At 71.4% G+C, this 20,684-nt stretch carries 18 protein-coding genes; 12 read left to right on the top strand and 6 right to left on the bottom strand.

Going from position 1 to position 20,684, the window contains the following annotated elements; genetic code table 11:
• Positions 1-14: 14 nt before the first annotated feature.
• A complete protein-coding gene (sufB, locus tag SCAB_RS33490; protein WP_013004546.1) occupies positions 15-1,439 on the bottom strand; it encodes a Fe-S cluster assembly protein SufB in 1,425 nt (474 codons plus the stop codon).
• The gene (locus SCAB_RS33485) at positions 1,436-2,170 is read right to left on the bottom strand and encodes a helix-turn-helix transcriptional regulator (protein WP_013004545.1); all 735 of its coding nucleotides are present in this window, start codon (positions 2,168-2,170) and stop codon (positions 1,436-1,438) included. The genes sufB and SCAB_RS33485 overlap by 4 nt, the downstream gene beginning before the upstream one ends.
• Before the next feature lie 161 nt (positions 2,171-2,331).
• Here SCAB_RS33485 and SCAB_RS33480 point away from each other — a divergent pair, with 161 nt between their 5' ends.
• The 4 genes from SCAB_RS33480 to SCAB_RS33465 are packed head-to-tail and all read left to right on the top strand — an operon-like array spanning position 2,332 to position 5,963.
• Complete coding sequence (locus tag SCAB_RS33480; RefSeq protein WP_013004544.1) at positions 2,332-3,165, top strand: aminoglycoside N(3)-acetyltransferase; 834 nt, start codon at positions 2,332-2,334, stop codon at positions 3,163-3,165.
• Positions 3,166-3,175: 10 nt separating this feature from the next.
• Complete coding sequence (locus SCAB_RS33475) at positions 3,176-4,099, top strand: ABC transporter ATP-binding protein (RefSeq protein ID WP_013004543.1); 924 nt, start codon at positions 3,176-3,178, stop codon at positions 4,097-4,099.
• On the top strand, positions 4,096-4,881 hold the full coding sequence (locus SCAB_RS33470) for an ABC transporter permease (RefSeq protein ID WP_013004542.1): 786 nt from the start codon (positions 4,096-4,098) through the stop codon (positions 4,879-4,881). Before SCAB_RS33475 ends, SCAB_RS33470 begins: the two co-directional genes overlap by 4 nt.
• Positions 4,882-4,940: 59 nt before the next feature.
• Positions 4,941-5,963 carry a COX15/CtaA family protein gene (locus tag SCAB_RS33465; RefSeq protein WP_041669959.1) on the top strand — a complete coding sequence of 341 codons (1,023 nt, stop codon included), beginning with the start codon at positions 4,941-4,943 and terminating at the stop codon, positions 5,961-5,963.
• A gap of 22 nt (positions 5,964-5,985) precedes the next feature.
• Here SCAB_RS33465 and SCAB_RS33460 read toward each other — a convergent pair whose 3' ends face one another.
• From SCAB_RS33460 to SCAB_RS33445, 4 genes are all read right to left on the bottom strand, one after another.
• Complete coding sequence (locus tag SCAB_RS33460) at positions 5,986-6,753, bottom strand: DUF4111 domain-containing protein (protein ID WP_013004540.1); 768 nt, start codon at positions 6,751-6,753, stop codon at positions 5,986-5,988.
• Between the two features lie 17 nt (positions 6,754-6,770).
• On the bottom strand, positions 6,771-7,877 hold the full coding sequence (locus SCAB_RS33455) for an amidohydrolase family protein (RefSeq protein WP_013004539.1): 1,107 nt from the start codon (positions 7,875-7,877) through the stop codon (positions 6,771-6,773).
• Positions 7,878-7,932: 55 nt separating this feature from the next.
• Positions 7,933-8,295, bottom strand: coding sequence for a hypothetical protein (locus SCAB_RS33450; RefSeq protein WP_013004538.1), 363 nt, complete (start codon positions 8,293-8,295; stop codon positions 7,933-7,935).
• 67 nt (positions 8,296-8,362) lie between these two features.
• Entirely contained in the window at positions 8,363-9,319 is a 957-nt protein-coding gene (locus tag SCAB_RS33445) for a heme o synthase (protein ID WP_037728357.1), read from the bottom strand.
• Between the two features lie 374 nt (positions 9,320-9,693).
• On the opposite strand from SCAB_RS33445, the gene tkt reads away from it, so the two are divergent.
• The 8 genes from tkt (at position 9,694) to SCAB_RS33405 (ending at position 20,660) form a co-directional block, all read left to right on the top strand.
• Complete coding sequence (gene tkt, locus SCAB_RS33440) at positions 9,694-11,781, top strand: transketolase (RefSeq protein ID WP_013004536.1); 2,088 nt, start codon at positions 9,694-9,696, stop codon at positions 11,779-11,781.
• A 42-nt stretch (positions 11,782-11,823) separates the two neighbouring features.
• Positions 11,824-12,942, top strand: coding sequence for a transaldolase (gene tal, locus SCAB_RS33435; protein ID WP_013004535.1), 1,119 nt, complete (start codon positions 11,824-11,826; stop codon positions 12,940-12,942).
• Positions 12,939-14,471 carry a glucose-6-phosphate dehydrogenase gene (zwf, locus tag SCAB_RS33430; protein ID WP_374194952.1) on the top strand — a complete coding sequence of 511 codons (1,533 nt, stop codon included), beginning with the start codon at positions 12,939-12,941 and terminating at the stop codon, positions 14,469-14,471. Before tal ends, zwf begins: the two co-directional genes overlap by 4 nt.
• Positions 14,468-15,784 (top strand): glucose-6-phosphate dehydrogenase assembly protein OpcA, encoded by a 1,317-nt coding sequence (gene opcA / locus SCAB_RS33425; RefSeq protein ID WP_013004533.1) that lies wholly within the window; start codon positions 14,468-14,470, stop codon positions 15,782-15,784. Before zwf ends, opcA begins: the two co-directional genes overlap by 4 nt.
• Positions 15,781-16,563, top strand: coding sequence for a 6-phosphogluconolactonase (gene pgl / locus SCAB_RS33420; protein WP_013004532.1), 783 nt, complete (start codon positions 15,781-15,783; stop codon positions 16,561-16,563). The genes opcA and pgl overlap by 4 nt, the downstream gene beginning before the upstream one ends.
• A 591-nt stretch (positions 16,564-17,154) precedes the next feature.
• Positions 17,155-18,000, top strand: a complete 846-nt coding sequence (locus SCAB_RS33415; RefSeq protein WP_013004531.1) for a class I fructose-bisphosphate aldolase family protein — start codon at positions 17,155-17,157, stop codon at positions 17,998-18,000.
• On the top strand, positions 17,997-19,238 hold the full coding sequence (locus tag SCAB_RS33410; RefSeq protein ID WP_013004530.1) for a 3-dehydroquinate synthase II family protein: 1,242 nt from the start codon (positions 17,997-17,999) through the stop codon (positions 19,236-19,238). The genes SCAB_RS33415 and SCAB_RS33410 overlap by 4 nt, the downstream gene beginning before the upstream one ends.
• 6 nt (positions 19,239-19,244) lie before the next feature.
• Positions 19,245-20,660: a class I adenylate-forming enzyme family protein gene (locus SCAB_RS33405; RefSeq protein WP_013004529.1), complete on the top strand. Its 1,416-nt coding sequence runs from the start codon at positions 19,245-19,247 to the stop codon at positions 20,658-20,660.
• Positions 20,661-20,684: the final 24 nt, after the last annotated feature.

Below are 20,684 nucleotides of genomic sequence, written 5' to 3'. Positions count from 1 at the left end.
GATCCGGTGGCGCGTCAGCCGACCGCGCCTTCCATCTGCAGCTCGATCAGCCGGTTGAGCTCCAGCGCGTACTCCATGGGCAGCTCCTTCGCGATGGGCTCGACGAAGCCGCGCACGATCATCGCCATCGCCTCGAACTCGGTCATGCCACGGCTCATCAGGTAGAAGAGCTGATCGTCGCTGACCTTGGAGACGGTCGCCTCGTGGCCCATGGACACGTCGTCCTCGCGGACGTCCACGTAGGGGTAGGTGTCCGAGCGGGAGATGGTGTCGACGAGCAGCGCGTCGCACAGCACGTTCGACTTGGAGCCGGGCGCGCCCTCGCCGATCTCGACCAGGCCGCGGTAGGAGGTACGGCCGCCGCCGCGCGCCACCGACTTGGAGACGATGTTGGAGGAGGTGTTCGGCGCCATGTGGACCATCTTGGAGCCGGCGTCCTGGTGCTGGCCCTCGCCCGCGAAGGCGATGGAGAGCGTCTCGCCCTTGGCGTGCTCGCCCATCAGGTAGACGGCCGGGTACTTCATGGTGACCTTGGAGCCGATGTTGCCGTCGATCCACTCCATGGTCGCGCCCTCGTACGCCACGGCGCGCTTGGTGACCAGGTTGTAGACGTTGTTCGACCAGTTCTGGATGGTCGTGTAGCGGCAGCGGGCGCCCTTCTTGACGATGATCTCGACGACGGCGCTGTGCAGGGAGTCCGACTTGTAGATCGGGGCCGTGCAGCCCTCGACGTAGTGGACGTAGGCGTCCTCGTCGACGATGATCAGCGTCCGCTCGAACTGGCCCATGTTCTCCGTGTTGATACGGAAGTAGGCCTGGAGCGGGATCTCCACGTGCACGCCCTTCGGCACGTAGATGAAGGAGCCGCCGGACCACACCGCGGTGTTCAGCGACGCGAACTTGTTGTCGCCGACCGGGATGACCGTGCCGAAGTACTCCTTGAAGAGCTCCGGGTGCTCCTTCAGGGCGGTGTCGGTGTCGAGGAAGATGACGCCCTGCTCCTCCAGGTCCTCACGGATCTGGTGGTAGACGACCTCGGACTCGTACTGGGCCGCGACGCCCGCGACGAGACGCTGCTTCTCCGCCTCGGGGATGCCGAGCTTGTCGTACGTGTTCTTGATGTCCTCGGGCAGGTCCTCCCAGGACTCCGCCTGCTTCTCCGTGGACCGCACGAAGTACTTGATGTTGTCGAAGTCGATGCCGGAGAGGTCCGAGCCCCAGTTCGGCATGGGCTTCTTCTCGAACAGGCGCAGGCCCTTGAGACGGAGCTTGGTCATCCACTCCGGCTCGTTCTTCTTGGCGGAGATGTCTCGGACGACGTCCTCGTTGATACCGCGCTTGGCAGAGGCACCGGCCACGTCGGAGTCGGCCCAGCCGTATTCGTAGTTGCCCAGACCCTCGAGCTCGGGGTGGGCGGTCTCCTCGATGGGGAGCGTCATGCGGGGTTCCTCCCGGCGGTACGTGCAGATGCGGTGTCGGTGGCTGTCTTGGGAATTCTGGGGATGAACGTCGTGCAGACGCCGTCGCCGTGGGCGATGGTGGCCAGCCGCTGGACGTGCGTGCCGAGCAGTTCGGCGAACAGCTCGGTCTCGGCCTCGCAGAGCTGCGGGAAGCGCTCGGCGACATGGGCCACCGGGCAGTGGTGCTGGCAGAGCTGCTCCCCCTGGTGGGGGTGGGGCGCGCTGCGCGCCGTAGCAGCGTACCCGTCGGCGCTCAGGGCCTTGGCCAGTGCTTCGGTCTTCTCTTCGGGGTCCGCGGCCTCGACGGCCCGGCGGTAGGCACCGGCCTCGGCGGCGACCCGGGCGCGGGCGAAGGCGGCGACGGCCTGCTCCCCGCCCTCGCGGTCCGCGATCCAGTGGAGCGCGTCCACCGCGAGCTTGTCGTAGGACTGGTCGAAGGCGTCCCGTCCGCAGTCCGTCAGGGCGAACACCTTGGCGGGGCGCCCACGCGTGCGCGCGCCGTACACGCGCTGCTCGCGGGGCTGCACGACGTCGTCGCCGACCAGTGCGTCGAGGTGCCGGCGGACGGCGGCCTGGGTGAGCCCGAGGCGTCCGGCGAGGTCGGCGACCGTGGACGGGCCGTGGGACAGGATCGACCGCGCGACCCGGTTGCGGGTGGACCGCTCACCGGTCGCGAGTTCCTCCTGCGGAGCCTCGCCGACGTTTTTCACAACGCCATTGTTGCGTAATTCCTCGGAGAGGGGCAAGCCGCGTCCGGACGGGCGGCCGGTGCCGTACATCACTTAGGCAAACCTAAGCTGACCTGGGGGAACGATCACTGATCGATCAACTCGGTGGCGTCGCGCGAGCCGCTCCGGAAGACTGCCACACCATGCCGACAACCCCTCCCACCGGCCCGCTCGTCACCCGCGCCGGCCTGGCGGCGGACCTGCGCGCCGCCGGTGTCGAACCCGGCGAGACCCTCCTCGTGCACTCCTCGCTCAGCGCGCTCGGCTGGGTCTGCGGAGGCTCCGTCACGGTGGTCCTGGCGCTGCTCGACGCGCTCGGTCCGGACGGCACCCTGGTCGTCCCCACCCAGACCGGCGACCTCTCGGACCCCGCGCTCTGGGCCCGTCCGCCGGTGCCCGAGGAGTGGTGGGAGCCCATACGGGCCGCCATGCCGGGCTACGACCCCGCGATCACGCCGTCCCGCGGGATGGGAGTGATCCCCGAGACGGTACGGACCTGGCCCGGCGCCCTGCGCAGCGCGCACCCCCAGACGTCCTTCGCGGCGGTCGGCCCGGCCGCGGCCGGGCTCCTCGCCGACCACGCCCCGGACTGCAGCCTCGGCGAACGCAGCCCGCTGGCCCGGCTGGAACGGGCGGGCGCCCGGGTGCTGCTGCTCGGCGCGGGCTGGGACAGCTGCACCTGTTTCCACCTGGCCGAGTACCGCACGCCCGCGCCGCTGGTCGAGATGGGCCGTCCGGGTGCGGAGGGCTGGGAGGTGGTGACCGAGGTGTCGGTCGACTCGGACCGGTTCGACGAGCTGGGCCACGACTTCGAGCGCGACCGTGAGGTCCGCCGGGCCAGGGTGGGCGCGGCGGACGTACGCCTGTTCCCGGTGGCCGACGCGGTGGCGTACGCCGAGCGCTGGCTCCCGGTGCACCGTCCCCGTGAGGAGGAGATCTCCGGACCCGGCCGCCTCGTCGCCCGGCCGCGTCCCTAGACTCGGGCGCATGCGAAGTGACCCCGTGGTCCAGGTCCGCTCCCTGGTGAAACGGTACGGCGACAAGACCGCGGTGGACGGCCTGGACCTGACGGCCGGAGCGGGCGTCACCGCCGTGCTCGGCCCCAACGGCGCGGGGAAGACGACCACGATCGAGACCTGCGAGGGCTACCGGAGCCCGGACTCCGGCTCGGTGTCCGTCCTCGGTCTCGACCCGGTCCGCGAGGCCGCCGCCCTGCGCCCCCGGATAGGCGTGATGCTCCAGTCCGGCGGCGTCTACTCCGGCGCCCGCGCCGAGGAGATGCTCCGGCACGTGGCCCGGCTGCACGCCCACCCGCTCGACGTCGACGCCCTGATCGAGCGGCTGGGTCTCGGCGGCTGCGGCCGTACGGCCTACCGCCGGCTCTCCGGCGGCCAGCAGCAGCGGCTCGCCCTCGCGATGGCCGTGGTCGGCCGCCCCGAGCTGGTCTTCCTCGACGAGCCCACCGCCGGCCTCGACCCGCAGGCCCGCCGGGCCACCTGGGAGCTGGTCCGGGACCTGCGCGCGGACGGCGTCGCGGTCATCCTCACCACGCACTACATGGACGAGGCCGAGCAGCTCGCGGACGACGTCGCGATCATCGACGGCGGCCGGGTCGTCGCCCAGGGCTCGCCCGAGCAGCTGTGCCGGGGCGGCGCCGAGAACACCCTGCGGTTCACCGGCCGCCCGGCCCTCGACGTCGGCTCCCTGCTCAAGGCCCTCCCGGCGGACTCCGCCGCCGTCGAACTGACGCCCGGTGTCTACCGGGTGACCGGCAAGATCAACCCGCAGCTGCTGGCGACCGTCGCCTCCTGGTGCGCCCAGCACGGGGTGATGCCGGACCGCATCTCGGTGGAGCGGCACACCCTGGAGGACGTCTTCCTGGAACTGACCGGCAAGGAGCTGCGTTCATGAGCGCGACCACCGACAGGGGCGCCGGGACCTACGCGCCGAAGCCGGGCGCCGCGCCCCTCCCCCGCATGATCGCGGCGCAGGCGGCCCTGGAGACACGGATGCTGCTGCGCAACGGCGAGCAGCTGCTCCTCACCGTGGTCATCCCGACCCTGCTGCTGGTGCTGTTCGGCTCGGTGGACATCGTCGACACCGGCGAGGGCACGACGGTCGACTTCCTGGCGCCGGGCGTGCTGGCGCTCGCCGTGATGTCGACGGCGTTCACCGGACAGGCCATCGCCACCGGCTTCGAGCGCCGCTACGGCGTGCTGAAGCGGCTGGCGGTCTCGCCGCTCCCGCGCTGGGGCCTGATGACCGCGAAGACCCTGTCCGTGCTGGTCACCGAGATCCTCCAGGTCGTCCTGCTCACGGTGATCGCCTTCGCGATGGGCTGGAACCCGCACGGCAACCCCTTCGCCGTGCTGCTCCTGCTGGTCCTCGGCACGGCCGCGTTCTCGGGGCTCGGGCTGCTGATGGCGGGCACGCTCAAGGCGGAGGCGACGCTCGCGGCGGCGAACCTGGTGTTCCTGCTGCTGCTGGTGGGCGGCGGTGTCGTGGTCCCACTGGAGAAGTTCCCGGACGCGGCGCAGAGCGTGCTCGGGCTGCTGCCGATCGCGGCCCTGTCGGACGGGCTGCGGGACGTCCTCCAGCACGGCGCCGGCGTGCCCTGGGGCGACCTCGGGATCCTCGCGGTGTGGGCGCTGCTCGGGCTGGGCGCGGCCGCCCGGTACTTCCGCTGGGAATAAGCCCAGGTCAGCACCCCGTCCGCACCCTCGTGAACGCGTGCACAAGCGACGGGCCTACCATGGTGCGCGTGCCGAAACCGACCCGCGACGACCTCGTCTCCGCTGCGCGCAACCCGCTCGCCTTCATCGCCGACCGCTGGACCCCGGACCCCAGAACGGTCCGGCGGGCGGCTCTCGCCGCCCTCGTCATGGCGGTGGTGATCGTGGTGACCGGCGGTGCCGTGCGGCTCACCGGGTCGGGCCTCGGCTGCCCGACCTGGCCCAAGTGCACCGACGACTCGCTCACCGCGACCCGTGAGATGGGCGTCCACGGCTACATCGAGTTCGGCAACCGCATGCTGACGTACGTGCTGTGCGCGGCGGTCGGCTGGGCGATCGTCGCCGCGCGCTCGCAGAAGCCGTACCGGCGCAGCCTGACCCGGCTGGGCTGGGCGCAGTTCTGGGTCGTCATGAGCAACGCGGTGCTCGGCGGCATCGTGGTCCTGGTCGGCCTCAACCCGTACACGGTGGCCGCGCACTTCCTGCTCTCCACCGCCCTCATCGCCGTCGCCGCCGTGATGTGGCACCGCACCGGCGAGGGCGACACCGCCCCGCGTCCGCTGGTCGGCCAGGCGGTGCGGCAGCTGGTGGCGATCCTGGTCGGCGTCACGCTGCTGCTGATCGCGGTGGGCACGGTCGTCACGGGCGCCGGCCCGCACGCCGGTGACTCCAGTGAGGTCCATCGCATCCCGCTGAACTGGGAGAACGTCACCAAGCTGCACGCGGTGCTGGCCTGGATCGTGGTGACGCTCACCTTCGCCCTGTGGTTCGTCCTGAAGGCGGTGGACTCCCCGCGCGAGCCGCTGCACCGCACCCGTGACCTGTTCCTGGTCCTCCTGGCCCAGGGCGTCGTCGGCTACGTCCAGTACTTCACCGACCTTCCCGAGGTCCTGGTCGGCGCGCACATGCTGGGTTCCTGCCTGGTGTGGATCGCCACGCTCCGCGTCCTGCTGTCGCTTCGCGAGCGGCCGGCGGACCAGGTGGACGGGGCGGACGTGCCGGGTCCGGCCGTCTCCGAGACACCGGTCGCCGCGCGGGGCTGAGGCAGGCCGGGCCGGGCCCGCGTCAGCCGTACGTCCGTACGAGGTCGTCGATCGCCGGGCCGAGGAACCGCCGGGTCCGCTCGCCCCGGTGCGGCACCGGCTCGGCCCGCCGTCCGTACCGGCGCCGCCGGATGTCCTCGACGATCTCCTCGGGTGCGCCGAGGGAGGGCAGCAGGTCCAGGGCCTCGCGCTTGGAGATCAGCCGGCCCTCGCGCAGGGTGGCGGTGGCGCGGGCCAGGGTGAGCAGTCCGAGGTCGACCCAGACGTCCTGCTCCCACAGACGGGCCCGGTCGACCGCCGGGCGCCAGAAATCCCGCTGGTCGCGCACGACGAAGGCGCGCAGTTCGGTGTCGGAGACCGGCGGCAGCAGCGCCCCGGGCGGTTCGCCGTGCAGGACGAGCCCGAAGGTGTGCAGCTCGCGCCGGGTGACCGGGGTGACCGTCCGCCGGAACAGCTGCTCGTGCGCCCAGGTGAGGTGGGTCCGGCCCGGGTCGGACCCCGTGCCGGGCGTCAGATAGGTGCAGTGCAGGTGCGCCGCCAGGGGCGCGTGGCGCAGCCCGGCGTGCAGGCGCCCCACCCGCCAGGCGGTCCGGGCCGTGACCGTGCCGTCCAGGACGGCGATCAGGTCCAGGTCGCTGCGGCCCTCCTGGTAGTCACCGCCGCCGAGGGAGCCGTGGGCCCAGACGGCGAGCGGGGCGAGATCCCGCAGTCCGTCGAGGAACCGTCCGGCCAGGGCCGCGGTGTCGGAGGCGGAGGCGGGTAAACCGCCCGGCGCGTCGCTGTGGGTCATACGGCCAGTCTCACCGGCTATCCCAGCCCGTACACCCGCCGCGCGTTGCCCGCCGCGACCAGTCCCGCCACGCGCTGCGCGTCCGCCGGCGACCAGGCGCCCTCCGCCACCCAGGTCCCCAGCACCCGGGCCAGCGCCTCCCGGAACAGCCGGGCCCCGACCACGTGCAGCTCGGGCAGGCCGTGCGCGCCGCTGGAGAAGAGGATCTTGCCGAAGGGGGCGAGTTCCAGGACCTCGGCGAGCACGGCGCCGGCGCGTGCGCCGGTGCGGACGAGTTCGGCGCCCAGGTCGACGTGGACGTGCGGGAAGACCCCGGCGAGATGGGCCGCGTGGCGGTGGTACGGGTAGCCGTGCAGCAGGACCAGGTCGGTGCCGAGGCCGGCCGTGGCGCGGGCGAAGTCGGTCAGCAGGACGGGGTCGGCGGCGTCGAGGCGCAGGCCCGGCTCGCCGAGACCCGCGTGGAGCTGGAGGGGGCGGCCCGAGGCGACGGCGATCCACAGCAGATGGCGCAGGAGGACGGGGTCGGTGAGCGCCCCGCCGACCGGCCGGTGCGCGAGCCAGCGCCCCACCGCGCCGCGCACCTCCCCCGGCCCGGGCGGCTCGGGCGCGAACGCCAGGCCGTGCCGTACCCCCGCCACCGAGGTGAAGGCGACGGCGTGCGCGGCGGCCGCGTGCACCGACTCGGCGAGATTGGCCAGGAACGCGTCGACGGTGCCGGAGGTGTCGGCGACCTGTTCGGCGAGGAGTTCGAGGCGGACGATCTCATGTGCGTCGGCGTCCGCGGTGGAGGCCAACTCGCCCGGACCGGTGAGGTCGCCGGGCAGGCCCGTGTCGACGAGGTAGGTCGTGATGCCGCTGCCCCGCAGGAGTCTGCGGCCGGCCTCCAGTACGCCCAGTTCGCGGCGCCGGGCCAGATAGCGGGCCGGTGGGCAGTGGGGCTCCAGGCCGAGCAGGGGCGGGCACCAGCGGCGTACCGCGAACCCCGTCTGGGTGTCGAAGAAGGTGGTGCCGGGCGCGGGCGGGCCCTCGCTGCGCGCGAGGTGGGCCTCGAAGGTGCCGAGGCCCAGCTCCGTGCGCAGTACGCCGTGGCAGTACTGGTCCACGAGGGACGGCGTTTCGATCATCCGGGCTCCCCGAGGACGACTCCGTCGTTCACGGGGCCTAACGGGTGAGCCGGGCTCAGGTGTTGCTGTTCTTCGGACCGCCGAGCTGGATTCCGGCCATGCGGGACCATTCGTAGGGGCCGGTCGTGACCTTGGCGGCGAACTCGCCGTCGAAGTCCTCGTGGACGGTGACTCCGGCCTTGGCGACGGCCGCCTCGGCGATCGCGTAGGACGGTGCCACCAGGTCGCCCCAGCCGCCGTCCTCGCCGACGAGGACGATGCGGGCGCCCTGTTCGCCGATGTAGGCGACCTGGGCCTCGGCTCCTCGGTGCTCCTTGGCGAAGGCGCCGATCTGCCTGGCCAGCCGGGTCGCTCGGCGCTCGGCCTTCGCGGCGGCCTTGATCGCCTTGGCCTCGTCTGCCTGCTTGGTGTCTGCCATGGTCAGGATGCTACCGATGGGTAGAGCGGGCGGCGACGGTGGGGTTTGTGGGCTTGGCCACTCGCCGTCAGCGCAGGAAGGGATCCACCGCCACCGCCACGAACAGCAGCGACACGTAGGTGATCGACCAGTGGAAGAGGCGCATCTCCTTGAGCTTGGCGCCGGTGGAGCCGTTCTTCGCGCGGTTCTGGAGGGCGTGCGCCTCCCAGAGCCACCAGCCGCCCGTCACCAGGGCGACCGAGGTGTAGAACCAGCCCGTGTAGCCGAGGGGGGTCAGCAGCAGGGAGACGGCGACCATCACCCAGCTGTAGAGGACGATCTGCCGGGCGACGACCTTGTTGGAGGCGACCACGGGGAGCATCGGGACGCCGACGCGGGCGTAGTCGTCCTTCACCTTCATGGACAGGGGCCAGTAGTGCGGCGGGGTCCAGAAGAAGATGACGAGGAAGAGGATGACCGCGGCCCACGACATCGAGTTCGTGACGGCGGACCAGCCGATGAGGACCGGCATGCAGCCGGCGATGCCGCCCCAGACGATGTTCTGCGACGTACGCCGTTTGAGGATCATCGTGTAGACGACGACGTAGAAGAGGAGCGCCCCGAGCGACAGCCACGCGGACAGCCAGTTCACGAGCAGGCCGAACCAGGCGGTGGAGACGGCCGCGAGGGTGAGGCCGAAGACCAGGCCCTCACGCGGGGTGACCATGCCGGTGACCAGCGGCCGCTGCGACGTGCGCTCCATGAGCGCGTCGATGTCGCGGTCGATGTACATGTTGAGCGCGTTGGCACCGCCGGCCGAGAGATAGCCGCCGACGCAGGTCGCGAGCACCAGCCAGAGGTCCGGGACGCCCTGCTCCGCGAGGAACATCACCGGAACGGTGGTGATCAGCAGCAGCTCGATGATCCGTGGCTTGGTGAGCGCCACGAACGCCATGACTCGGGCCCCGATCGGCCGCTGACCCCGGCTGCTGCTCGTGCTGCTCGCGCCCAGCACGCCCGGTGGACGGGATTCGACGGCCGTCACGCACACCCCTGACAGAGACTCCTCAGCAAGCCTTCGGTTGTGAACTCCCCGTGACGGCTCGCGCGTACCACGCCACTGTAGACGTTGCCCAGAGCCAGCCTTTCAAGGGGGTGGGGTCGTGTTGGCGGGTGCTCCGGGGCGAGCCGGACACACGTGCGTTGAGCAGTCGGATGAGCGGCTGCGTATTCACATGTCGAACAGCGGAACCCCCTGGTCTCAGCATGCGAACCACTGGTCGGGAGGCGGACGGGACCCAGTCCCGGCAGTCTGGAATGACTCGAAAAAATGCGCGTTCCTACGGGGGTAGGCTCGACAACGGCCGGTGCCGTGAAGAACACCGGCACGAGACATGTGGAGAGGAGCCCTGACCCAGGGTGAGCACCAAGCCGACCACTACAGACCTCGCGTGGAACGAATTGGACCAGCGGGCCGTCGACACCGCACGGATCCTGGCCGCCGACGCCGTCCAGAAGGTCGGCAACGGCCATCCGGGTACGGCGATGAGCCTCGCGCCCGCCGCGTACACCCTCTTCCAGAAGGTGATGCGCCACGACCCCGCCGACCCCGACTGGGTGGGCCGTGACCGGTTCGTCCTGTCCGCCGGCCACTCCTCCCTGACCCTCTACATCCAGCTGTACCTGGGCGGCTTCGGCCTGGAGCTCCAGGACCTGGAGTCCTTCCGCACCTGGGGATCGAAGACCCCGGGTCACCCCGAGTACGGGCACACCAAGGCCGTCGAGACGACGACCGGGCCGCTCGGCCAGGGTGTCGCCAACGCGGTGGGCATGGCGATGGCCGCCCGCTACGAGCGTGGCCTGTTCGACCCGGAGGCCGCTGTCGGCGAGTCGCCGTTCGATCACCACATCTTCGTGATCGCCGGTGACGGCTGCCTCCAGGAGGGCATCTCCGCCGAGGCGTCCTCGCTGGCCGGTCACCAGAAGCTCGGCAACCTGGTCCTGCTGTGGGACGACAACCACATCTCGATCGAGGGCGACACCGAGACCGCCGTGTCCGAGGACACCGTCAAGCGGTACGAGGCGTACGGCTGGCACGTGCAGCGCGTGGAGCCCCAGGAGAACGGCGACCTCGACCCGGCGGCGCTGCACGCGGCGATCGAGGCCGCGAAGGCCGTCACCGACCGGCCGTCGTTCATCGCGATGCGTTCGATCATCGCCTGGCCGGCCCCGAACGCGCAGAACACCGAGGCCGCGCACGGCTCGGCGCTCGGCGCGGACGAGGTCGCCGCCACCAAGCGGGTCCTCGGCTTCGACCCGGAGAAGAGCTTCGAGGTCTCCGACGAGGTCATCGCGCACACGCGTGCCCTGGGCGAGCGCGGCCGTGAGGCCCGTGCCGTCTGGGAGAAGCAGCTGCAGGAGTGGCGTGACGGCAACGCCGAGCGCGCCGCCGAGTTCGACCGGATCAGCGCGGGCGAACTGCCCGAGGGCTGGGAGTCGCACCTGCCCGAGTTCGAGACGGGCAAGGGTGTCGCGACGCGTGCCGCGTCCGGCAAGGTGCTCCAGGCGCTCGGCGCGGTGATCCCCGAGCTGTGGGGCGGCTCCGCCGACCTCGCCGGCTCGAACAACACGACGATCGACAAGACGTCGTCGTTCCTCCCGGCGGACAACCCGCTGCCGGAGGCGAACCCCTACGGCCGCACGATCCACTTCGGTATCCGCGAGCACTCCATGGCCGCGGAGATGAACGGCATCGCGCTGCACGGCAACACCCGCATCTTCGGCGGCACGTTCCTCGTGTTCTCCGACTACATGCGCAACGCCGTCCGCCTGTCCGCCCTGATGCACCTGCCGGTGACCTACGTCTGGACGCACGACTCCATCGGTCTCGGCGAGGACGGCCCCACCCACCAGCCCGTCGAACACCTCGCCTCCCTGCGGGCCATTCCCGGCCTGAACGTCGTCCGCCCGGCCGACGCCAACGAGACGGCGATCGCCTGGCGCGAGATCCTCAAGCGGTACACCAAGGAGTTCGGCAAGGGTGCCCCGCACGGTCTGGCGCTGACCCGTCAGGGTGTGCCGACGTACGAGGCCGACGAGGCTGCCGCCAAGGGCGGTTACGTGCTCTTCGAGGCGTCGAACGGCGCGCCGGAGATCGTTCTCATCGCCACGGGTTCCGAGGTGCATGTGGCCGTCGAGGCCCGTGAGCGGCTGGAGGCCGACGGGGTGCCCACCCGCGTCGTGTCCATGCCGTGCGTGGAGTGGTTCGAGGAGCAGGACCAGGGGTACCGGGACAGCGTTCTGCCGCCGTCCGTCAAGGCGCGTGTCGCGGTCGAGGCCGGCATCGGGCTCACCTGGCACAAGTACGTCGGTGACGCCGGCCGCATCGTCTCGCTGGAGCACTTCGGCGCTTCGGCCGACGGCAAGGTCCTCTTCCAGGAGTTCGGCTTCACCGCCGAGAACGTGGCCGCGGTCGCGCAGGAATCCCTCGCCACCGCCCGGCGCTGACGCTCACAGACGCTTCCATCCACACGTAGGAGATGTAATTCCATGACAGACGCACTCAAGCGCCTCTCCGAGGAGGGCGTCGCGATCTGGCTGGACGACCTGTCGCGCAAGCGCATCACGTCCGGCAACCTCGCCGAACTGCTCGACCAGCAGCACGTCGTGGGCGTCACCACCAACCCGTCGATCTTCCAGAAGGCCATCAGCAGCGGTGACGGCTACGAGCAGCAGGTCTCCGACCTCGCCGCCCGCAAGGTCACCGTCGAAGAGGCCATCCGCATGATCACGACGGCGGACGTCCGTGACGCCGCCGACATCCTGCGCCCGGTCTTCGACGCGACCGGCGGCCAGGACGGCCGGGTCTCCATCGAGGTCGACCCGCGCCTGGCGCACAACACCAAGGCCACGGTCGCCGAGGCCAAGCAGCTGGCGTGGCTCGTGGACCGGCCCAACACGCTGATCAAGATCCCGGCCACGACGGGCGGCCTGCCGGCCATCACCGAGGTCATCGGCCTCGGCATCAGCGTCAACGTGACGCTCATCTTCTCGCTGGAGCGCTACCGCCAGGTCATGGACGCCTACCTGGCCGGCCTGGAGAAGGCCAAGGAGCGGGGCCTGGACCTGTCGAAGATCCACTCGGTGGCGTCCTTCTTCGTGTCCCGCGTGGACACCGAGATCGACAAGCGCATCGACGCGCTCGGCACCGACGAGGCAAAGGCCGCCCGCGGCAAGGCCGGTGTCGCCAACGCGCGGCTCGCCTACCAGGCGTACGAGGAGGTCTTCTCGGACGGTCGCTGGGCGGCCCTGGAGAGCGCGGGCGCCAACAAGCAGCGTCCGCTGTGGGCCTCGACGGGCGTCAAGGACCCGGCGTACAAGAGCACGCTGTACGTCGACGAGCTGGTCGCGCCCAACACGGTGAACACCATGCCGGAGGCCACCCTGGAGGCGACCGCCGAGAGCGGTGAGATCCGCGGCAACGCGATCGCCGGCACGTACGAGCAGTCGCGTGCCGAACTGGACGCGGTCGAGAAGCTCGGTATCTCGTACGACGAGGTCGTCCAGCTGCTGGAGGACGAGGGCGTCGAGAAGTTCGAGGCGTCCTGGAACGACCTGCTCAAGTCGACCGAGGCGGAGCTGCAGCGCCTCGCACCCTCGGAGGGCTGAACACCTTGTCGAGCAGCAATCCGCTGCGTGACGCCGCGGACCGACGGCTCCCGCGTATCGCGGGGCCGTCGGGCCTGGTCATCTTCGGCGTCACAGGCGATTTGTCACGTAAAAAGCTGATGCCTGCCGTGTACGACCTCGCCAACCGCGGACTGCTGCCGCCGGGCTTCTCGCTCGTCGGCTTCGCGCGCCGGGAGTGGGCCAACGAGGACTTCGCGCAGGAGGTGCACGACGCGGTCAAGGAGCACGCCCGCACGCCCTTCCGCGAGGAGGTCTGGCAGCAGCTCATCCAGGGCATGCGGTTCGTCCAGGGCACCTTCGACGACGACGAGTCCTTCGAGCGGCTGCGCGACACCATCGAGGAGCTGGACAAGGCCCAGGGCACGGGCGGCAACTTCGCGTTCTACCTGTCCGTGCCGCCGTCCGCGTTCCCGGTCGTGATCCAGCAGCTGAAGAAGCACGGCCTGGCCGACCAGAGCAGCGGCTCCTGGCGGCGCGCGGTCATCGAGAAGCCGTTCGGGCACAACCTGGCCTCGGCGGAGGACCTCAACAAGGTCGTGCACGAGGTCTTCGCCCCGGACCAGGTCTTCCGCATCGACCACTACCTGGGCAAGGAGACCGTCCAGAACATCCTGGCGCTGCGGTTCGCCAACACGATGTTCGAGCCGATCTGGAACCGGTCCTTCGTGGACCACGTGCAGATCACGATGGCCGAGGACATCGGCATCGGCGGCCGGGCGGGCTACTACGACGGTATCGGCGCCGCCCGTGACGTCATCCAGAACCACCTGCTGCAGCTGATGGCGCTGACCGCGATGGAGGAGCCCGCCTCCTTCGACGCGGACGCGCTCGCCGCCGAGAAGACCAAGGTGCTCGGCGCGGTGCGGCTGCCGAAGGACCTCGGCCGGGACACCGTGTTCGCGCAGTACGCGGCCGGCTGGCAGGGCGGCGAGAAGGTCATCGGCTATCTCGAAGAGGACGGTATCGACCGCAGGTCGAAGACCGACACCTACGCGGCGATCAAGGTCGAGGTCGACAACCGCCGCTGGGCGGGCGTGCCGTTCTACCTGCGGACGGGCAAGCGACTCGGCCGCCGGGTGACCGAGATCGCGGTGGTCTTCCAGCGCGCCCCGCACTCCCCCTTCGACTCCACGGCCACCGAGGAGCTGGGCCAGAACGCGATCGTCATCCGCGTCCAGCCCGACGAGGGCGTGACGGTCCGCTTCGGTTCCAAGGTGCCCGGCACGTCGATGGAGATCCGTGACGTGTCGATGGACTTCGCGTACGGCGAGTCCTTCACGGAGTCGTCGCCCGAGGCGTACGAGCGTCTCATCCTCGACGTCCTGCTCGGCGACTCGAACCTCTTCCCGCGCACCGAGGAGGTCGAGCTGTCCTGGAAGATCCTCGACCCGATCGAGGAGTACTGGGACAAGAGCGGCAGGCCCGCGCAGTACCAGGCGGGCACCTGGGGTCCCGTCGAGGCGGACGAGATGCTGGAGCGAGACGGACGGAGCTGGCGCCGGCCATGAAGACGGACCTCACGGACACCACGGCCAGCAAGATCAACAAGGCGCTGGTCAAGGCCCGCCGGGAGATAGGCACTCCGGCGGTGGGCATGGTGCTCACGCTCGTCATCGTGACGGACGAGGAGAACGCGTACGACGCGCTCAAGTCCGCCAACGACGCCTCCCGCGAGCACCCTTCGCGCACGATCGTGGTCATCAAGCGCGTCTCCCGTTCCCCCCGCGACCGCACGAAGTCCCGCCTCGACGCCGAGGTGCGGGTGGGCGCGGACGCCGGCACCGGTGACACGGTCGTGCTGCGGCTGTACGGCGAGGTCGCGGACCACGCCCAGTCGGTGGTGCTGCCGCTGCTGCTGCCGGACGCGCCCGTGGTCGTCTGGTGGCCGGTCAACGCGCCGCTCGACCCGGCCCGTGACCCGCTGGGCGCGCTCGGCCAGCGCCGGGTGACCGACAGCTACGCCGCCGAGAAGCCCATCGAGGAGCTGCGGGCCCGCGCCGACAACTACGAGCCCGGCGACACGGATCTGGCCTGGACCCGGATCACCCCCTGGCGTTCCATGCTGGCCGCCGCGCTCGACCAGGTGGACTGCGAGGTCATCTCCGCGGAGGTGCAGGGCGAGCAGTACAACCCGAGCGTGGAGCTGCTGGCGATGTGGCTGGCGGACCGGCTGCACGTCCATGTACGGCGTGGGGTGTCGTCCGGGCCCGGCCTCAACGAGGTGCGGATGCTGACCAGCACCGGACCCATCCGGCTGTACCGGCCCAACGGGGGGCTCGCCCTCCTGACGCTGGAGGGCCAGCCGGACCGGGCGGTCGCGCTGAAGCGCCGCGAGACGTCCGAGCTGCTGGCCGAGGAGCTGCGCAGGCTCGACCCCGACGACACGTACGCGTCCGCGCTGCGGTTCGGGGTGGACCGGCTCGGCGGGGCCTTCGGGAGCGCCTCGGGCAGTGCGCCGACGGCCCCCACGGCCGCGGCGACGACCGCTCCGCCGGCCGCGGGTGGCGCTTCGGCTTCGGGCGCCTCCTCGGTTCCGGGTTCGGGCGCCTCCTCGGTTCCGGGTTCGGGCGCCTCCTCGGTTCCGGGTTCGGGACCCGGCTCGGTCTCCGGTTCCGGTCCCGGGCTGGGGTCGGCCGTCGCGTCGGCCGCCGCGGCGGCCCGCGCGTCCGCGGCCTCGTCCGCGCCCGCACTGCCGCCGGCCGCTCCGTCGGGTCCGGTCGCCTCCTCGTCCTCGGCCGGGTCCACGGGGGCCGCCGGTGAGGACGACTCCGAGCGGCCCACGCCGGCGCAGATGCCGCCCGTGAAGAAGGCCACGCCATGAGCACCCCCCAGCTGGTCGTGCACCGCGACAAGGAGCTGATGGCGCGGGCCGCGGCGGCCCGGCTGATCACCAAGGTCGTGGACGCGCAGGCCTCGCGCGGGTACGCCTCGGTGGTCCTCACGGGCGGCCGCAACGGCAACGGGCTGCTCGCCGCGCTGGCGGCGGCGCCCGCCCGGGACGCGATCGACTGGGCGCGACTGGACCTGTGGTGGGGCGACGAACGGTTCCTGCCCGAGGGCGACGCCGAGCGGAACGTCACCCAGGCCCGCGAGGCGCTGCTGGACTCGGTGCCGCTGGACCCGAAGCGGGTGCACGCCATGCCCGCGTCGGACGGGCCGTGGGGTGCCGACGTGGGCGCGGCCGCCGCGGCGTACGCGGAGGAGCTGGCGCGCGCGGCGGGGCCCGAGAACCACGGGTCGGTGCCGACGTTCGACGTGCTGATGCTCGGGGTCGGGCCGGACACCCATGTGGCCTCGCTGTTCCCCGAACTGCCGGCCGTGCGGGAGACCGAGCGGACGGTGGTGGGGGTCAGCGGCGCGCCGAAGCCGCCCCCGACACGGGTCACGCTGACGCTGCCCGCCATCCGGGCCGCGCGTGAGGTGTGGCTCCTCGCCGCGGGTGAGGACAAGGCGCGGGCCGCGGCCATCGCCCTGTCCGGCGCGGGGGAGATCCAGGCACCGGCCGCGGGCGCGTACGGACGGTCACGGACCTTGTGGCTGCTGGACGCTGCGGCGGCGTCGCAGCTGCCCCGGTCGCTGTATCCGCCCGCCTCGCCCTGAGTCCGTCCGGGCGCGAGTCCGGTGAGGGTGGTCGCGCAGGTCCCCTCGTCCCTGAAATCAGGGGCGGGGGGATTATCGCTTTTCAGGCCCGCAGGGCGTGGGCTCTCAGGGCGCGGGGACCTGCGCGAGAAGCTCCACCGGACCCGCAGCAGGCTCAGTTTAGGCCGGTGAATTCGTCCCCCACAAGGAAGTCGCACCGAACGACTGCCCGGAGACCTCATCGAATTCTTTCGACGGAAGACCGGACTCTCCGACGACACGCGACAACGACATATTTATAGCGTCCCAGGTGATCCCATGTGATCTCCCTATGCGTGCGGGCAGATCACCCCGAGACACCACGAACACCACCCTCCGTCGCCGTCAACCCGCTCGGCCCTGTCGATTCGCTATCAGATAGCCATGTACGCGTCCGCATAAAAATTTACGCGCGGCCACCGCTTGCCAACGCGCGATCACGCAGGAATGCTGGGCCCCCTGGCAGAACTTGAAAGTTCTACGACCATCGTTTTTCGGACATGGAGACCGCGCCGGGTTGCCGCGGTTCGACTTTCTGAAATGCAGCCTCGGAGCTGGGAAGGCGCATTACCCATGCTGAAAACCGGCAAGCCATTACGTTGGAGAAGGCTTTCCCGGGCCGGTGATGACCGGCATTTGCTCATACCTCTGGACCACAGTGTCTCGGACGGCCCGGTCGCCCCTCCGGGACGGTGGGAGGACCTGCTGCGGGAGCTGGTGGCCGGCGGGGCCGACGGGATCGTCGTCCACAAGGGCCGGGCCCGCACCCTCGCGCCCGACCTCCTCGGCGACTGCGCGCTGGTCGTGCACCTGAGCGCCAGTACGGCCTGTTCCGCCGACGTGGACGCCAAGGTGCTGGTCGGCGATGTCGAGGAGGCGGTGGCACTCGGCGCGGACGCGGTCAGCGTCCATGTGAACATCGGCTCGGACACCGAGGGCCGTCAGCTCGCCGACCTCGGCGCGGTGGCCCGCTCGTGCGACACCTGGGGCATGCCCCTGATCGCGATGGTCTATCCGCGCGGCCCCCGGATCGAGAACCCGCACGATCCCGCCCTGCTCGCCCACGTCGTGAACGTCGCCGCCGATCTGGGCGCCGACATGGTGAAGACCACCGTCGCCCTGCCGCTGGAACGGATGTCCGAGGTGGTGGCCCACAGCCCCATCCCCGTCCTCGCGGCCGGTGGCCCGCCGGACGGCTCCGACCTGATCGAGTACGGCACCGCCGTGATGGCGGCCGGCTGCCGGGGACTCGCCGTCGGCCGTCGGGTCTTCTCCTCCCCCTCCCCCACCTCCCTGGTCTCCCGCCTCGCCGCGGTGGTGCACGGCACCGCCGGCGACGGCCTCCCGGACGGCAGGGGCATGTCCAACCAGTCCTCTTCCTCTTCCCGTTACTCGACGATCGTGGCAGGTGTCGCATGAGGTTCGCGTGGATCGATCTCCGTGAAGTCCCCCGTCCACAGCTCCAGGCGGTGGTGGACGCGGCCGTCCACGCCCGGATGGCCGGAGTGGTCTCCGCGGACGCCGAGCTCCTGGGGACCCTGCCGCCGACGGTGACCCGGGTGCTGGCCTCCGAGTCCCGGACCGCGGCCCCCGCGAAGAAGCCCGCGGACAAGAACGCCAAGGGCGACAGGAGCGACGCGGGCCAGGGCGGCGGCAAGGACACGCAGGCTGCCGACGGCGCCGGGCCCGCGAGCGGCGCCCCTGCCGGCACCGGATGCGACCTGCTGCTGCGGAAGTTCACCACCCAGGACGAACTGGACGCGCTCGCCGCCGAGAACCGGGGCACCACCGGCACACCGGTGCCCCGTACGCCCGTCGCCGGCTTCGTCGACGTACGGGACGACCGCACGCTCCGGCTGTCGTGCGTCGGCGCGATGGCACTGCCGTACACGGTGATCCATTTCGCCGACCCGACGAAGATCCCGCTGGAGATCGTGCTCGCGGCGGCCGAGTCGGCCGAGGGGAAGCTGGTGACCGTCGTCGGGGACCTGGAGGAGGCGGCCATCGTCTTCGACGTGCTCGAACGCGGCTCCGACGGCATCCTGTTCACCCCCCGGAGCGCGGACGACGTGTTCGCGCTGGCCCGGCTGCTGGAGGCGACGACCCCGCAGCTGGAGATGTCCACGCTGACGGTGGAGAGCATCCGGCACGTCGGGCTCGGCGACCGGGTCTGTGTGGACACCTGCTCGCACTTCGAGGAGGACGAGGGCATCCTCGTCGGCTCGTACTCGTCCGGTTTCGTGCTCTGCTGCAGCGAGACGCACCCGCTGCCGTACATGCCGACCCGGCCGTTCCGGGTCAACGCCGGCGCCCTGCACTCGTACACGCTGGGCCCCGACAACCGCACCAGCTACCTCAGCGAGGTCGGTTCCGGCAGCGCGCTGCTGGCGGTCGGTGCCGACGGCCGTACCCGGCGGGTGGTCGTCGGGCGGGCCAAGCTGGAGTCCCGGCCGCTGCTGGAGATCCGCACGCACGCGGAGGACGGGCGGCTGGTGAGCCTGACCGTGCAGGACGACTGGCACGTCCGGGTGCTCGGGCCGGGCGGCAAGGTCCTCAATGTCACCGAACTGCGGGCCGGGGATGAGCTGCTCGGCTATCTGGCGCAGGACAAGCGCCATGTGGGCCTGCCCATCGGCGAGTTCTGCAAGGAGGTCTGAGGCCCCATGGGCGAACTCGTGGCGGCCGCGGCCGGCGAGGACGGGATGCCCGTCCTGGTCCAGCGGCTGTTCGACGCACGGGACGACGGCCTGCCGTATCTGACGCACCAGCGGGAGACCGTCGCCCGGGGCGGGTTACGGGAGCGGGTGGCCCGGCAGGCCGCCGTGTTCACCGGCTACGACATCGGCCCCGGCAGCACGGTGGGACTGCAGACACCCCCCAGCTTCACCCAGGTCGAGGTGCTGCTCGCGCTCTGGCGGCTGGGCGCCCAGGTGATGCTGTTCGACTTCCGGCTGAAGCCCGCCGAGGTGGACGCGCTGTGCGCCGGCTGCCGACCGCAGTTCATGGTACGGGCCGGGTCCAACGTCCGGGCGGCGTTCGGTTTCCGGCCCGAGTACGAGGTCGCCACCGAGTGCCGCAGGGCCGGCCGGCCCGCCGCGGGCGCGCACCGGCTGGTCCAGTTCAGCTCGGGCTCCACCGGGCGGCCGAAGGTGATCGGCAGGACCGCCGGGTCCATCGCCGCCGAGATCGAGTCGTTCGCGGCGGTTCCCGGGATGCCGGGCGAGGGCGACCGGCTGCTGCTGCTCAGCTCCACGGCGCACAGCTTCGGCCTGATCGGCGGGCTGCTGCACGCCCTGGCGGCCGGGGTCCGTGTCGTCTTCGCGCCCCGGGTCTCCGCCCGCGAGATCCTGCGGACCTCCGCCGACCACCGGGTGACCCACCTGTTCGGGGTGCCGCTGCACTACGAGCTGCTCTCCGCCGCCCTCGACCCGCCCGGGCTGCCCGAGCTGCGGGCCGCCGTCTCCGGCGGCGAGCTGATGCCGCCCGAGGTCGCCGCGCGGTTCGCGGAACGGTACGGCGTGCGGGTCGGCGAGGCCTACGGCACCACCGAGACCGGCATCGTCGCCATCGACGTCGGCGGCAAGCTCCGGCCCACGGTCGGACGGCCCGCGCCGGGCGTGCTCGTCCGGGAGCACAAGGGCGAACTGGACGTCGCGCTCGACGCGTCCCCGTATCTCTTCGACTCCGGCGGCACCCAGTACGAGGACGGCTGGCTGCACACCCGCGACCGGGCCGCGGTGGGCGCCGACGGCACGGTCACCGTGGGCGGCCGCGCCGACTCGCTCGTCGTCGTCGGCGGCCTCAAGGTCGACCTCACCGAGGTCGAGCACGTCCTGCGCGCCCACCCGGCCGTCGAGCAGGCCGTGCTGGTCCACGAGGACGTGACCGAGGCGTACGTGGCGGTCGCCGCCGGAGCCGCGAGCCCGTCGGCGGAGGAACTGCTGCGCTGGTGCCGGGAGCGGCTGGCCGACCACAAGCTGCCCCGCGTGATCCGGCTACTGGACACCCTGCCCCGCACGTCGAACGGGAAGCTGGTCCGCCGGGCGGCCACGCTCCAGGCGGCGGCGAGCGGCGCGTAGCGGCCCGCCGGGCGTCCGCCGCGA

This window comes from Streptomyces scabiei 87.22, assembly GCF_000091305.1.
GTDB lineage: Bacteria > Actinomycetota > Actinomycetes > Streptomycetales > Streptomycetaceae > Streptomyces > Streptomyces scabiei.
This window is presented reverse-complemented; position numbering and strand designations above follow the sequence as displayed.

Coding starts and splice junctions, on each gene's coding strand:
- sufB (WP_013004546.1), bottom strand. CDS start 1,439: ATGACGCTCCCCATCGAGGAGACCGCCCACCCCGAGCTCGAGGGTCTG.
- SCAB_RS33480 (WP_013004544.1), top strand. CDS start 2,332: ATGCCGACAACCCCTCCCACCGGCCCGCTCGTCACCCGCGCCGGCCTG.
- SCAB_RS33475 (WP_013004543.1), top strand. CDS start 3,176: ATGCGAAGTGACCCCGTGGTCCAGGTCCGCTCCCTGGTGAAACGGTAC.
- SCAB_RS33470 (WP_013004542.1), top strand. CDS start 4,096: ATGAGCGCGACCACCGACAGGGGCGCCGGGACCTACGCGCCGAAGCCG.
- SCAB_RS33465 (WP_041669959.1), top strand. CDS start 4,941: ATGGTGCGCGTGCCGAAACCGACCCGCGACGACCTCGTCTCCGCTGCG.
- SCAB_RS33460 (WP_013004540.1), bottom strand. CDS start 6,753: ATGACCCACAGCGACGCGCCGGGCGGTTTACCCGCCTCCGCCTCCGAC.
- SCAB_RS33455 (WP_013004539.1), bottom strand. CDS start 7,877: ATGATCGAAACGCCGTCCCTCGTGGACCAGTACTGCCACGGCGTACTG.
- SCAB_RS33450 (WP_013004538.1), bottom strand. CDS start 8,295: ATGGCAGACACCAAGCAGGCAGACGAGGCCAAGGCGATCAAGGCCGCC.
- tal (WP_013004535.1), top strand. CDS start 11,824: ATGACAGACGCACTCAAGCGCCTCTCCGAGGAGGGCGTCGCGATCTGG.
- opcA (WP_013004533.1), top strand. CDS start 14,468: ATGAAGACGGACCTCACGGACACCACGGCCAGCAAGATCAACAAGGCG.
- pgl (WP_013004532.1), top strand. CDS start 15,781: ATGAGCACCCCCCAGCTGGTCGTGCACCGCGACAAGGAGCTGATGGCG.
- SCAB_RS33415 (WP_013004531.1), top strand. CDS start 17,155: ATGCTGAAAACCGGCAAGCCATTACGTTGGAGAAGGCTTTCCCGGGCC.
- SCAB_RS33410 (WP_013004530.1), top strand. CDS start 17,997: ATGAGGTTCGCGTGGATCGATCTCCGTGAAGTCCCCCGTCCACAGCTC.
- SCAB_RS33405 (WP_013004529.1), top strand. CDS start 19,245: ATGGGCGAACTCGTGGCGGCCGCGGCCGGCGAGGACGGGATGCCCGTC.